The organism is Corynebacterium hansenii (assembly GCF_030408795.1).
In the GTDB taxonomy this organism is placed as follows: domain Bacteria; phylum Actinomycetota; class Actinomycetes; order Mycobacteriales; family Mycobacteriaceae; genus Corynebacterium; species Corynebacterium hansenii.
The window spans coordinates 14,556-28,216 of record NZ_CP047211.1 but is presented as its reverse complement, the minus strand read 5'-3'; the positions used below and the strand labels follow the sequence as shown (position 1 = coordinate 28,216).

General features: G+C 69.3%; 11 protein-coding genes and 2 tRNA genes. 8 read left to right on the top strand and 5 right to left on the bottom strand.

From position 1 onward, the window contains the following. Positions 1-88: 88 nt before the first annotated feature. The 6 genes from CHAN_RS00115 (at position 89) to pknB (ending at position 8,361) form a co-directional block, all read left to right on the top strand. On the top strand, positions 89-556 hold the full coding sequence (locus tag CHAN_RS00115) for an FHA domain-containing protein FhaB/FipA (RefSeq protein ID WP_048740554.1): 468 nt from the start codon (positions 89-91) through the stop codon (positions 554-556). Continuing rightward, entirely contained in the window at positions 553-1,959 is a 1,407-nt protein-coding gene (locus CHAN_RS00110) for a PP2C family protein-serine/threonine phosphatase (RefSeq protein WP_290290651.1), read from the top strand. The genes CHAN_RS00115 and CHAN_RS00110 overlap by 4 nt, the downstream gene beginning before the upstream one ends. Then, a complete protein-coding gene (locus tag CHAN_RS00105) occupies positions 1,956-3,311 on the top strand; it encodes an FtsW/RodA/SpoVE family cell cycle protein (RefSeq protein WP_290290649.1) in 1,356 nt (451 codons plus the stop codon). Before CHAN_RS00110 ends, CHAN_RS00105 begins: the two co-directional genes overlap by 4 nt. Next, positions 3,308-4,741 carry a penicillin-binding transpeptidase domain-containing protein gene (locus CHAN_RS00100; protein WP_290290648.1) on the top strand — a complete coding sequence of 478 codons (1,434 nt, stop codon included), beginning with the start codon at positions 3,308-3,310 and terminating at the stop codon, positions 4,739-4,741. Before CHAN_RS00105 ends, CHAN_RS00100 begins: the two co-directional genes overlap by 4 nt. A 2-nt stretch (positions 4,742-4,743) precedes the next feature. Further along, positions 4,744-6,270, top strand: a complete 1,527-nt coding sequence (locus CHAN_RS00095; protein WP_290290646.1) for a serine/threonine-protein kinase — start codon at positions 4,744-4,746, stop codon at positions 6,268-6,270. A gap of 69 nt (positions 6,271-6,339) precedes the next feature. Then, the gene (pknB, locus tag CHAN_RS00090) at positions 6,340-8,361 is read left to right on the top strand and encodes a Stk1 family PASTA domain-containing Ser/Thr kinase (RefSeq protein WP_290290644.1); all 2,022 of its coding nucleotides are present in this window, start codon (positions 6,340-6,342) and stop codon (positions 8,359-8,361) included. Positions 8,362-8,514: 153 nt separating this feature from the next. On the opposite strand, the gene CHAN_RS00085 is transcribed toward pknB, so the two are convergent. Beyond that, positions 8,515-9,180: an aminodeoxychorismate/anthranilate synthase component II gene (locus tag CHAN_RS00085; protein ID WP_290290642.1), complete on the bottom strand. Its 666-nt coding sequence runs from the start codon at positions 9,178-9,180 to the stop codon at positions 8,515-8,517. A gap of 149 nt (positions 9,181-9,329) precedes the next feature. Here CHAN_RS00085 and crgA point away from each other — a divergent pair, with 149 nt between their 5' ends. After that, the gene (gene crgA, locus CHAN_RS00080; RefSeq protein ID WP_048740567.1) at positions 9,330-9,599 is read left to right on the top strand and encodes a cell division protein CrgA; all 270 of its coding nucleotides are present in this window, start codon (positions 9,330-9,332) and stop codon (positions 9,597-9,599) included. Between the two features lie 1,118 nt (positions 9,600-10,717). On the opposite strand, the gene CHAN_RS00075 is transcribed toward crgA, so the two are convergent. Next, positions 10,718-11,248 (bottom strand): peptidylprolyl isomerase, encoded by a 531-nt coding sequence (locus tag CHAN_RS00075; protein ID WP_377748434.1) that lies wholly within the window; start codon positions 11,246-11,248, stop codon positions 10,718-10,720. Between the two features lie 313 nt (positions 11,249-11,561). Here CHAN_RS00075 and CHAN_RS00070 point away from each other — a divergent pair, with 313 nt between their 5' ends. Further along, positions 11,562-12,764, top strand: a complete 1,203-nt coding sequence (locus CHAN_RS00070) for a hypothetical protein (RefSeq protein WP_290290636.1) — start codon at positions 11,562-11,564, stop codon at positions 12,762-12,764. A gap of 175 nt (positions 12,765-12,939) precedes the next feature. Here the strand turns inward: CHAN_RS00070 and CHAN_RS00065 are convergent. From CHAN_RS00065 to CHAN_RS00055, 3 genes are all read right to left on the bottom strand, one after another. After that, positions 12,940-13,012 (bottom strand) — tRNA-Ala (locus CHAN_RS00065). Between the two features lie 66 nt (positions 13,013-13,078). Next, positions 13,079-13,155: transfer RNA gene (locus CHAN_RS00060), tRNA-Ile, on the bottom strand. A 171-nt stretch (positions 13,156-13,326) separates the two neighbouring features. Beyond that, a complete protein-coding gene (locus tag CHAN_RS00055; RefSeq protein WP_048740576.1) occupies positions 13,327-13,659 on the bottom strand; it encodes a DUF3566 domain-containing protein in 333 nt (110 codons plus the stop codon). Between the last annotated feature and the right edge of the window lie 2 nt (positions 13,660-13,661).

Below are 13,661 nucleotides of genomic sequence, written 5' to 3'. Positions count from 1 at the left end.
GGCCAACCGGCCCCGGCGCCGGGAGGGAAAACACCCACCGGCCGGGAAACCGGCGCCGCAACCGGCGCCGCGAAGAGGAGGTAAGTACGTGGAGGCGATCGTCTTCCTGCTGTCCCGCATCGCCGTACTGGTCGTGCTGTGGTTCTTCATCTGGATGACCCTGCGCGCCCTGCGGGCCGACGCCAACGCCGCGTCGGGGCTGCGCCCGGTGCGATCCGCCGCCGCGCCTCCGCTGCGCGGGCGGCCCTTCCAGCGTTCCCAGACGCCCCAGCAGCTGCTGGTGACCGCGGGACCGCTGGCGGGTTCGCGGATGAACCTGGCGAACCAGCGGGAAATCACCATCGGACGCGCCGATGACTCGGCCTTCGTGCTCAACGACGACTACGCCTCCTCGCACCACGCCCGCCTTATCCCCCGCGACGGCGACTGGTACCTGGAGGACCTGGACTCGCGCAACGGCACGTTCCTCAACGGCCAGCGCGTGGACCAGCCCGAAAAGCTCCAGCCCGGCATGGAGATCCGCATCGGCCGAACGACTCTGAGGTTGCAGCCGTGAATTACTCGCTCGATTACACCGCCATTTCGGATCGGGGCCTGGTCCGGCAGAACAACGAGGACTCCGCCTACGCGGGCCCCCGCCTGCTGGCCCTCGCCGACGGCATGGGCGGCCACGCCGCGGGCGAGGTCGCTTCGCAGCTGATGATCGCCCACGTGTCCAAGCTCGACGCCGACCAGCCCGACGCCGACCTGCTCGACGCGCTCGCCCTGGCGTGCGCCGAGGGCAATTCCTCCATCGCGGAGGAGATCGACGCCAACCCGGTGACGCAGGGCATGGGCACCACGCTGACCGCGCTGCTTTTCGACGGCGAGCGCGTCGGACTGTGCCACGTCGGAGACTCGCGCGGCTACCTCCTCCGCGACGGGGAGCTGACGCAGATCACCCGCGACGACACCTACGTCCAGTCGCTCGTCGACGAGGGGACGCTGTCCGCCGAAGAGGCGTCGGTGCATCCCCAGCGCTCGCTGATCCTCAAAGCGCTGACCGGCCGGCCGGTGGAGCCGACGCTGAAGTACCGGGAGGTCCGCAAGGGCGATCGGTACCTGCTGTGCTCCGACGGCCTGTCCGACCCGGTGTCCCGCGACACCATCGCCGAGGCGCTGTCCGAGGGCACTCCCGCCGAGGCCGCCAACCGCCTGGTGGAGCTGGCGCTGCGCTCCGGCGGGCCCGACAACGTCACCATCATCATCGCCGACGTCGTCGACTCCACCGCCGACACCCCGATAGAGCCGGCGCTGGCCGGCGCGCTGGGCTCCACCGATTCGGAGGCGCCGCGCCCGAACACGTCGGCCGGCCGGGCCGCCGCGATGCGCCCGCCCGCCGAACAGGAACGCGCGGTGACGGCCGAGCCCGTCGACCGCCCCCAGAAGCCGCGCGGCCGTTGGCTCGTCGCGGCATTCGTCGTCGTAGCGCTGGTCGCCGTCACCGCCATCGGCGTGTGGGGCTGGCGCAAGAACGATTCGATGTACCACCTGGCCGTCGAGGACGGCGTCATCCAGGTCATGCACGGCGTCCCGGGCAGCCTGCTGGGCATTTCCCTGCATTCGCACCACCAGTACGTCTGCCTGGCCGACGACAACTCGGTGACGCTGCCGGAACCGGGCACCGCCCGCGACTCGCTCAACTGCCACCTGATGTCGCCCGACGACCTCGCCCCGGCCGCGCGCGCCCAGCTCGACGGCCTGCCCGCCAATTCCTACGACGAGATCCGCGGCCAGATCGGCCGCCTGGCCAAGCAGGCCCTGCCGGTGTGCCTGACCGTCGACCGCGGCGAGGGCCGCGACGGACAGGCGCCGGACGACGGCCGCGACGGCCGCGACGGCGGCGGCGATGCCGCGAACCGCGAGGATCCGGGCACCGGCTCCGAACCGGGCGTCAACTGCCGGGAGGTCCGCCGATGACCGCACCCCGCACCGAAACCCAGTCCCGCCCGGGACGCCACCGCGAACTGCTGATGCTGCTGCTGGCCGGCGGCGTCACGCTTTTGGCCCTCGTTTCCGCGGAACTCGGCCAGGGCAACACGGCGACCGTCGAGATGCTCTGGATCGTCGGCGGCTTCATCCTCGTGTTCGGCGTCGCCCACACCGTGCTGCGGTTCTTCGCGCCCTGGTCCGACCAGGTGCTGCTGCCCGTGGTCGCCGCGCTCAACGGTCTGGGGCTGGTGATGATCCACCGCCTCGACATGGCCAATGACACCGCGCTGGTGCGCAGCCAGGTCATGTGGACCGTGCTGGGCGTCGGCATGTTCGTCGCCGTCGTGGTGCTGCTGCGCGACCACCGGTCGCTGTCGCGGTATTCCTACATCCTCGGCCTCGTCGGCCTGGTGCTGCTCGCGCTGCCGCTGGTGTGGCCGTCGTCGATCAACGCCGACGCGCGCATCTGGATCTCCATCGGCCCGTTCTCCGTCCAGCCGGGCGAATTCGCCAAGGTGCTGCTGCTGATCTTCTTCGCGCAGCTGCTGGTCATCAAGCGCTCGCTGTTCAACGTCGCCGGCAAGCGCGTCCTCGGCCTCGATTTCCCGCGCCTGCGCGACCTCGGCCCGATCCTGGTCGTGTGGGGCGTCGCCCTGGTCATCATGGCGCTGCAGAACGACTTCGGCCCGGCCCTGCTGCTCTTCGGCACCGTGCTGGGCATGCTCTACATCGCCACGGCGCGCGGGTCCTGGCTGGTCATCGGCCTCATCCTCGTCGCCGTCGGCGGCTTCGGCGTGTACCAGGTCTCCGCGAAGATCCAGGACCGCGTCAACCACTTCGTCGATCCCATCGCCAACTACGACTCCGGCGGCTACCAGCTGTCGCAGGCACTGTTCGGCATGAGCTGGGGCGGCGTCACCGGCACCGGCCTGGGCAACGGGTACCCGCAGAACGTCCCGGTCGCCCACTCCGACTTCATCCTGGCCGCCTTCGGCGAGGAACTCGGCTTCGTGGGCCTGGCCGCGATCATCATGCTGTTCGCCGTGCTCATCGCGCGCGGCATGAACGCCGCGATGCAGGTGCGCGATTCCTTCGGCAAGCTCCTGGCCTCGGGTCTGGCGCTGACCATCGCCATCCAGGTGTTCGTCGTCGTCGCCGGCATCTCCAAGATGATGCCGCTGACCGGCCTGACCACCCCGTTCATGTCGGCGGGCGGCTCTTCGCTGCTGGCCAACTACATTCTGCTGGCGATCCTGCTGCGCATTTCCGATTCCGCCCGCCGCCCGTGGGGCGCCGCGGCCCCGGCGCCCGAGCAGGCCGAGGAGGTGACCGCACGATGAACAAGTCCATCCGCCAGGTCATGATGTTCACGGTGGTCCTCATCGTGCTGCTGCTGGCCAATCTCACGTGGGTCCAGGCGTTCCGCACGGAGAAGTACGCCGAGAACCCGCTCAATTCCCGCCAGTTCCTCGAGGAGAAGTCGCGCCACCGCGGCCAGATCAGCGCGGGCGGCGAGATCCTCGCCCGCTCCGAGCTCGGTCCCGACGGCTACTACTCCCGCGTCTACGACGCCAACCCCGCGGCGTACGCCCCGGTGGAGGGCTACCTGTCCGACATCTACGGGTCCAGCGGCCTGGAGCGTTCGCAGAACGACATCCTCAACGGCTCCGACCCGTCGCTGTTCGCATCCCGCGCCATCGACACGATCACCGGGCGCGGCCGCAACGGCGCGAACCTCGAGCTGACGCTCGTCCCGGAGGCCCAGGAAACCGCCTACCGCGCGCTGGCCGACCGGGGCTACGTCGGTTCGGCCGTGGCCATCCGCCCGTCGACCGGCGAAATCCTGGCCATGGCGTCGACGCCGTCGTACGACCCGAACCAGATCGCCCGCAACGATTCCGACGTGTGGAAGCAGCTCAATTCCGATTCGAACGCCCCGCTGCTCAACCACGCGACGCAGCGGCCGCTGCCCCCGGGGTCGACCTTCAAGGTGCTCACGACCATCGCGGGCATCGAGAAGGGCGCCACCCCGGAGACCCCGGTCACCGGCGCCGCGCGGATCACGCTGCCGGGCACGAACACGACGCTGGAGAACTACGGCGGCTCGTCCTGCGGCGGCATGACCACCCTGCGCGCCGCCTTCGCCCAGTCCTGCAACACCGCGTTCGCCGAGCTGGCCGTCAAGACCGGCGCCGATCCGCTGCGCGACGTCGCCGAGCGCATGGGCGTCGGCGAGGAAGCCAAGGATCTGGGCGTGCCCCAGGAGAAGTCCACCCTGGGCGACATCCCGGATGACGCTGCCCTGGCCCAGACGTCCATCGGCCAGCGCGACGTGTCCTTCACGCCGCTGCAGAACGCGATCATCGCCGCAACCATCGCCAACAAGGGCAAGCGCATGGAGCCGCACCTGGTCAAGACCGTCCAGGGGCAGGACCTCTCGCCGCTGAAGACCATCAAGCCGAAGGAAGTCAATCAGGCCATCCACCCCGACACCGCCGCGATCCTCACCGATCTGATGCGCGGGTCCGAGAACCACTCCGGCGGCAACGGTTCGGTCATCGCCTCGAAGACCGGCACCGCGGAGCACGGCTCCGAGCGTGGCGCGCTGGCCCCGCACGTCTGGTACATCGCGTTCGCCCCGAATTCCGACGTCGCCGTCGCGGTGGTCGTCGAGTCCGGCGGCGGCCAGGGCCAGGGTGCGACGGGCGCTTCCGTCGCCGCCCCGATCGGCCGCGACGTCATCGCCGCCGTCGAAAGGTCGGTGCGCTGATCATGAACCCCGGAAACGATTCCCCCGACACCGAGGCCGCGGCCGTCCAGCAGATGCTCGGCACCTCGCGCTACCGCGTCCGCAACGTCCTGGGCCGCGGCGGCATGTCGACGGTCTGGCTCGCCGACGACCTGTCCGCCGGCGGGCGCCAGGTCGCCGTGAAGATCCTCAACCGCGAGCTCGGCGATGACGACGAGTTCCGCCAGCGCTTCCGCAACGAAGCGTCGGCGGCGCGCAGCGTCGACAGCCCGAACGTGGTCACCATCCATTCCCACGAGGAACCCGGCCGCGGCGCGGACGGACCGTGCTACATCGTCATGGAGTACATCCGCGGCGAGTCTCTCGCGGACGTGCTGCGCCGGCGCCGCACGCTGCCCGAGCACCTCGCGCTGGACGTCGTCGAGCAGACGGCGCACGGCCTGTCGGCGATCCACGCCGGCAATCTGATCCACCGCGACATCAAGCCGGGCAACATCCTGGTGACGCCGGAGGGCACGGTGAAGATCACCGACTTCGGCATCGCCAAGGCCGCCGAAGCCGTGCCGTTGACGCGCACCGGCATGGTGGTGGGCACCGCCCAGTACGTCTCGCCGGAGCAGGCGCAGGGCCGTCAGGTCACGCCGGCGACGGACATCTACTCGCTCGGTTGCGTGGCCTACGAGATGGTCGCGGGCCGGCGCCCCTTCCTCGGCGACACGACCGTCGCCGTGGCCGTCGCCCACATCAACGAACCGCCGCCGGCGCTGCCGCAGACGGTCCACCCGCACATCCGCGAACTGATCGGCATCATGCTGCGCAAGGATCCCGAGCGCCGCTACGCGGACGGCCGTGAGCTGGCGATGGCGGTGCACCGCGTGCGCCAGGGCCACCGCCCGCCGCAGCCCGCCGGGGTGCAGCCGGTGATCCACCGGCAGTCGGATGCCGCGCATCCGGCGACGAGCGAACTCGGCGCGCTGACGGAACCCGGCCTGCGCCGCGGCCCGGACACCCGCGCAGCGGGCATGGCCGGTGCCGCCGCCACCGGGGCAGGCCATTCCGCCTCCCGCCCGGCGACCCGGTCCGGCCGCGCCCCGCAGCGCCCGCCGCATCGCAAGAAGAGCAACGCCGGCCTGTGGCTGACGTTGATCCTCCTGCTCGCGGTGCTCGCCGGCGCGGTGTGGATCCTCATGGGCCAGATGTCCGAGCGCGGCACCGGCGAAACGTCGACCAGCACGCGGACGACCACCCAATCCGTCACCCCGCCGCGGTCCGAACCGACCCGGACCACCCCGTCCACGCCCAGCCCGACCCCGACCAGCGAGGAGCCCACCAGCGAAACGCCTTCCATTCCGTCCCTGCCCGAAATCCCCGGTCTGCCGGGCCTCGACGACCTCCCCGGCCTCGGGGGCGGCGGCAACCAACCTGATCCCGGCCCCGGCGGCAATCCCGGCAACGGTGGCGGCAACCAGGGCAATGGCGCCGGAAACGCCGACGTCAACGGTGCTCCCGCAATGGGCGGGATACCTCTTCCGCTCGGAATTGCGGGATGATGGAAGCGACACCATGTTTTTCCGAGGAAATGCGCACATACTGCAGGACCTGACCGAAGGGAGTCTCCGATGACCACCGGCGACGAACTCCTCTCCGGCCGCTACCGGCTCGGCGGGCTCATCGGCGTCGGCGGCATGTCCGACGTCTACTCCGCCAACGACACGTTGCTCGGCCGCGAGGTCGCGGTGAAGATGATGCGGGCGGACCTCGCGCGCGACGAGAACTTCCTCGAACGCTTCCGCCGCGAGGCCAAGAACGCGGCGTTCCTCAATCACCCGGTCATCGTCTCCGTCTTCGACACCGGCGAGACCGCCGGCCCGATGGGCACGGTGCCGTACATCGTCATGGAGCTGGTGCAGGGCGAGACCCTGCGCGACATCGTGCGACGCGAGGGCCCGATGGATCCGCGGCGGGCGGCGTCGATCCTCGCGGACGTGTGCGACGCCCTGGATTTCTCGCACCAGCAGGGCATCATCCACCGCGACGTGAAGCCGGCGAACATCATGCTGACCAACACCGGCGCGGTGAAGGTCATGGACTTCGGCATCGCCCGCGCGATGGGCGATTCGACGACCATGACGCAGACCGCGGCGGTGATTGGCACGGCGCAGTACCTGTCGCCGGAGCAGGCGCGCGGCAAGACCGCCGATGCGCGCTCGGACATCTACAGCCTCGGCTGCGTGTTCTTCGAGTCGCTGACCGGCCAGCCGCCGTTCACGGGCGAAACGCCCCTGTCGGTGGCGTACCAGCATGTCCAGGACGATCCCCCGTTGCCGTCGAGCCTGGTCGGCGGGCTTTCCGACGAAGAAGGCACGGCGCTGGACGCGGTATTGCTCACGGCGATGGCCAAGGATCCCTCGGAGCGGTACGACACGGCGGCGGATTTCGCCGAGGAGCTGCGCCGCATCAGCCGTGGCGAGATCCCGCTGGCCGCGCTGCCGCATCTGGACGACGACGAACCCACGACGGCGATGGCCGCCGCCGGTCCGTCGACCAGGACGCGCACCGCCGCCGCGGCCGGTGCCGGAGCGGGCGCCGCCGCCACTCCGCGGCGATCGGATGCCGCACCGGCCCGTCGCAAAGCGGGCGAGGCCGCCCAGCGCGACGACGAGAACAAGCGGGCGCGGCTGGCCACCATCGCGTGGCTGGCCGTCGCGGTGCTGCTGCTCGGCGGGGTGGGCATGGTGTCCTACAACCTCTTCACCAATGCGGGGCAGAACCAGTCCGTGGCCATCCCGCAGGTCGAGGGGATGCCCGCCGACCAGGCGCAGAAGATGCTCGAGGACGCCGGTTTCAAGGTCGACCGCCGGGATGAGCCGCACCCGGACATCGCGCGCGGGTTCGTGATCGGCACCGAGCCGTCGTTCGGGTCGGGGCTGCCCAAGGGGTCGTCGGTGGTGCTGAAGGTGTCGTCGGGCCGCGAGATCACCGACGTCCCGGACGTGCGCGACAAGCCCGCCGAGGAAGCGCGGAAGCTCCTGGAGGAGGCCGGCCTGCAGGTCGACCCGTCGCTGCGCGAGCAGGCGTCGCCCGACATCAAGCGCGGGCACGTCATCGACCAATCGCCGGCCGCGGGCTCGCAGGTGTCCAAGGGCACGCGCGTGACTCTGACGGTGTCCTCCGGCCCGGAGACCCGGACGGTGCCCGACGTCGCGGGCCAGGATCTGGAGTCGGCGCGCACGACGCTGGAATCCGCCGGCTTCGTGGTCCAGGTCGTCGAAGTCGACTCGCCCGAGCCGGAGGGCCGCGTCCTCGAGGTGCCGCAGGCCGGCGAGCGCCTGCCCACCGGCACCGCCATCGAGGTCCGCGTGTCGCGCGGCAACCAGGTGCGCATGCCGGACCTGCAGGGCCGCAAGTTCGGGGAGGCCGAACGGATGCTTCGCGACGCCGGGTTCACCGGCACGATCAACCGCCGCGAGGTCACGACCCTCGACCCGACGCGGGTCGACACCGTCAACGGGCAGCGCCCGGCCCGCGATGGCGTGGTGGGCAAGGGCGGAACCGTCGAACTGGAGGTCTTCGTCCTGGGCGTGAGCAACCCGCCCGAGGACGACGGCGGGCTGCCCGTCCCGAGATTGCCCGGGAATTGAAGGTGGTAGCCACGTAGGCGCCGACGACGACCGAGGCCCGGTCCCTCCCGAAGGGGGGCCGGGCCTCGTCGCGTGTGCGGGGTCGGTCGGGGTGGTGCGGGCGGAACCGGTTGATCGCGGGCGCCCGCGATCGTGACCGCGACCGCCGCCGGGTCAGCCGGCGACGACGTCGTCGAAGGCGCGCTGGTACCCGGCCTGCTCCTCCTCGAGCGACGCGAGCAGGGACTCGGGGTAGGACCCGCCGGCCTCCGCCAGCCAGTTCGCCAGCATGCGGTGGCCGTACTGGGTGAGCACGGATTCGGGGTGGAACTGCACCCCGTGGATGGGCAGGTCGCGGTGCCGCATGGCCATGAGCATCCCGGAGGGGGTGTGCGCGGTGGCGATGAGCTCGTCGGGAAGCGTCTTTTCGTCGATGGTCAGCGAGTGGTACCGCGTCGCCGTGAACGGGACGGGCAGGTCGCGCAGCACGCCGGTGCCGTCGTGGGACACCGGGGAGGTCTTGCCGTGGAGCAGCTCGTCGGCGCGGACGACGGTGGCGCCGAAGACCTCGCCGATGGCCTGATGGCCCAGGCACACGCCGAGCAGCGGGGTGCGCGCGTCGGCGCAGGCGCGGACCATCGCGGGGGTTTGCCCGGCGTCGGCGGGGGTGCCGGGGCCGGGCGACAGCAGGACGGCGTCGAAGTCGCGGGCGACGGCGGTGGGGTCCGCGAGCCGTTCGTCGTCGTTGCGCCACACGGTCGTCGACTCACCGAGCTGGCCGAGGTACTGGACCAGATTGAAGACGAAGCTGTCATAGTTGTCGACGACGAGGATGCGCATGGGCCAGAATCATACTGGTAGATTGGTCGCAGATGAGGGCCGGGCGCCGTTTTCCGGCGCCTCCCGCCCCGGTGGCCGCCGCGCCGATCGCGAGCATCGGCCGCGACGAGCGACCACGAGCACCGACTACGAGATGGAATGGGGATCCGATGCCCAAGGCAAAGGTGAATCGCACGACCAACGCGCCGGCCGGCGGCTCCGGGGTCAGCCGCACCCCGGTGAAGATCAACACCACCCAGACCCCGACGTGGTACAAGATCATCATGTTCGGCCTGATGGCCGTGGGCCTGCTGTGGCTGGTGGTCAACTACATCGCGGGCCCGAAGATCCCGTTCATGGTGGACCTCAACGCCTGGAACTACGTCATCGGCTTCGGCATGTTCGTCCTGGGCCTGCTGATGACCATGGGTTGGCGCTGACGCCTCACCCAAGCCGGCTTCCGGCTTTTCCCACGCCCCGCGCCTCGTGCGCGGGGCGTTTTTCTTTGGCGAGGCCTTCTTCTTCGGCGGAGTGGTCGTCGTACCGGGGCCTTTCCTCGTCTGAATTCGGCTCGATCCGGATTCTTCTATCTTTGCGCCGTTCTTCGTGCTCAAACGTCTTTGTCCGGGGCGCTCCTGCTTCCGGACGGATCCACTTTTGCCCGGGTGCGGGGGTACTTTACGACGCCTGCGTACCCCCGGATCGGGCAACAGTTAACGCCAATCGCCGGTTGATGGGCCACGGACCCTTGTCGAAGTTATCCACAGAAAACTGTGTATCAACGGTGTAATTTGTGGATGAACGGTGTTCCTCCGCTGTGGACACCTGTGGATGGTTTCGACGACGATTTCCGTAAAGTTCGCCGACTAACACCGTGTGAAACTGTCCACATTCTCCACAGCCTGTGGATGATCCTGTGCACAACACCAGCAGATACCCCAGTGGGTCTCGTCGTAACCCCTTGTTCACCTGATTTTCAACGGTTTCGCACGGCTTTTCGTAAATTACAACAGTGGAATTATCCACAAGTGTGGACATCCCTGTGGAGCTTTCGGAGAACGCCGTTCGTTTCCTACGGTTGCGTCGTAAAGTGATCAAAACCTTGATGGATGGGTGGACGGACCGTCGAGAAAACCATCCACAGGGCTGTGGACATGTGGAAGACACCCCCTCCCCCACTACCCCTGAAGTTCACATCGAGAGTTCGCACATGTGCAGCCAACGAATCACTCAGCGCTTCGGGCTTCCCCCGGCTCCACCCGCCCGATTCCCAGGCGGCCTCCCCTCCGTTGCCGCAAACCCACCCCGAATGCGCAGAGCCACCCGTTACAGCAGGTGGGTCTGCACATTCGGGGTGGGTTTAACGTCCGGAGGCGCTCCACACTGCCCTTGGTCCGTGCCTTGGTGCGGCGGTTCCTCCGTGCGGCGGCTCCTCCGTGCGGCGGCTCCTCTCTTCGCCGGTGCTGCCCTCCCGCGGGCATGAAAAAACGCCGGCGGACGTGATGTCCGCCGGCGTCGGGGCCGGATGTCGGCGCTGGCCGGGCGATCCGGCCGGGAATTACTTGGCGATGTCGATGCCGGTGATGACGACCGGCTCGAGCGGGCGATCCCAGTGGTCGGTGGCGACGCGCGCGATCTCGTCGACGACCTTGCGGGAATCGTCGTCGGCGACCTCGCCGAAGATGGTGTGGTTGCCGTTGAGGTGCGGCGTCGGCACGACGGTGATGAAGAACTGCGAGCCGTTGGTGCCGCGGCCGCCGCGCTTGCCGGCATTGGCCATGGCCAGCAGGTACGGGCGGTCGAACTGGAGCTCCGGGTGGATCTCGTCGTCGAAGTTGTAGCCCGGGCCACCGGTGCCGGTGCCCAGCGGGTCGCCGCCCTGGATCATGAAGCCGGCGATGATGCGGTGGAACACCGCCTCGTCGTAGAACGGGCCGGACTCGGTGCCGGAGGCGTTCTGCCCGGAGTACTCCTTCGTGCCCTCGGCGAGGCCGACGAAGTTGTCGACGGTCACGGGCGCGTGGTTGCCGAACAGGTCGATGACGATGTCACCGTGGTTGGTGTGGACGGTTGCGGTGGCGGTTTTCATGGTCACCTGGCCGAGGATACCGGCCATTCCGCGACTTCATCAACGACGGTCGGCGCGGCGGACGCCACAGGACCTGACACGGCGGACGACTCGGCGTACGCCACGAGCCAACCCGGCGGACGACACGGCAGACAATGCGGCGCTCCCGGGGCGGCACCCGAGGACGGGGCGGCGCAACTGCGGGACATCCGCGGACCCGCCACCGGAGCGGCCGGAAATGAATACGCTGGAAGGTGAACATCGTGCCATCGTGCGCCCGCACCGGGCGCTCGGCCACGGAGACTGTCCACACTGACGAGGAGAGCACCACACCATGTACCCCAGCACCGTTTCGCTGGCTCTCAAGGGCGCCAAGTCGGCTTACGAGACATACGCCGACTACCGCGACAAGAAGGCCGCAGAACTGTACGACACGTTGCAAGACGCAAAGAAGGTCGCGGAAAAGCGGAACAAGGAGACCATGAAGAAGGCCTCGGCGCTCGCCGATCAGGCCCGTGACCAGCTCCAGGACTTCGGCGACGACGTCGCCTCCGAGGCCGACGACCTGCGCGAGCGCGCCGCCGACGGCGTCGCCGACCTGAAGAAGGCCGGCGAGAAGAACCGCAAGCAGAGCGCCAAGAAGGTGGCCAAGCTGCGCAAGAAGGCCGACAAGAAGGGCTGGAAGGCCCGCCGCGAGGCCAAGAAGACCCGCAAGGATCTGGCCAAGCGCGCGAAGGCCGGCCGGAAGGACCTGGAGAAGAAGGTCCAGCAGACCGCCGACAAGCTGTCGGGCAAGGAGGCGCGCCGCGCCAAGGCCGGCCGCATCGCCACCGGTTCGATCATCTTCGCGGTCGTCGCCGCCGTCGTCGCCGCGATCGTCTGGAAGCTGAAGTCCGGCGACAAGATGCCGGTCGATCCCGCCCCGGTGAAGCAGAAGGCCGCGGAGGTCAAGGACACCGTCGCCGCGAAGGCCGCGGAAGCCAAGGACGCCGCCGCCGACAAGGCCGCCGAAGTCAAGGACGCCGCGGAGAAGAAGGCCGATGAGGCCAAGGCCGCGGCCGACGAGAAGGCCGCCGCCGCGAAGTCCACCACGGCCGCCGCCCAGGCCGACGCCGCCGACAAGCGCGCCGACGCCGCCGAGAAGGCCGCAGAGAAGGCCGAGGACGCCAAGAAGGCCGCGGAAAAGAAGGCGGCCGAGGAGCGCGCCACCGCCGAGAAGAAGACCCAGGAGGCCAAGGCCGCCGAGGAGAAGGCCGCCGCGGAGTCGCAGAAGGAGGCCGCGAAGGCCGGCGGCGCCAAGTCCACCGACGCCGACGTCTCCGGCGACGTCGCCCCGACCGAGGTGAAGGTCCAGTCCGAGGTCAAGGCCCCGAAGGCGAACGCCCCGAAGCCGGGCGGCGCGAAGGGCGCGGCCCCGAAGCCGGGTGCGGCCAAGGGCAAGGGCAACGCCCCCAAGCCGGGCGCCCCGAACCCGGGCCAGATGCCGGAGCAGGTCGACGAGGCCCCGAAGCCGATCCTCGACGACGAGAACAAGTAGCCGGCACGGCGGCCGGCCGTGGCATCGGCCCCGCCACAGAACGACGAAGCGGCGCCCTCCCGAATCACTCGGGAGGGCGCCGCTTTCGCTTGCCCCGAAACGCGAAAGCCCCCGCCGGCGAACCGACGGGGGCTTCGTTGCGCGGATCCTGCGTGGGCCACGCAGGGATCTGTCGTGGAGCATAGGAGAATCGAACTCCTGACCCCCACCTTGCAAAGGTGGTGCTCTACCAATTGAGCTAATGCCCCGGTTCACGGAAAACGGGAAACCCCGCGTCGACGAGCTTTCGACTTCGTCGGCGCGGGGCCCGTTCGTGGTGGGCCTAGGAGGACTTGAACCTCCGACCCCTTCGTTATCAGCGAAGTGCTCTAACCGCCTGAGCTATAGGCCCCTGAACCGGGATATAACTTAACCCGGACGCTCGCGGGATACCAAATCGGCAGGTCAGCAACCTTTTTGGGCTTCGCTTCCGACGCACTCGCAAGCACGCCTCCGGCGGCTTCCCGCTTGACGACGGCCACGTGGGCGTCGACAAGCGGGAAGCCCCGCTATTCGACGTCCGCTATTCAACGTCGTCGAGGGTCACCGTCACGCCGCCGACCAAGTCGGAGCAGGCGTTGTAGACCACCGTGCCGAGGGTCGCCAGCGCGGTGACCAGCACCGCCCACAGCAGACCCACGCCGGCCGCGACGCCGAAGATCATTCCGACGCCGAGGGCCGCATCGCCGCCGAGCAGGTCGTTGAAGCGGTCGCGGAAGCCCATCGCCTCGAACAGCAGGTAGAGCAGCCCGACCGCGAGCATCCACGCCAGGAACCCGATGACGCTGATCGCCGCGGTGACCCGCATCGTGGTCCACGGGCTGATCCGCCGGACCAGAAGTTGCGTGTCGGCCATGG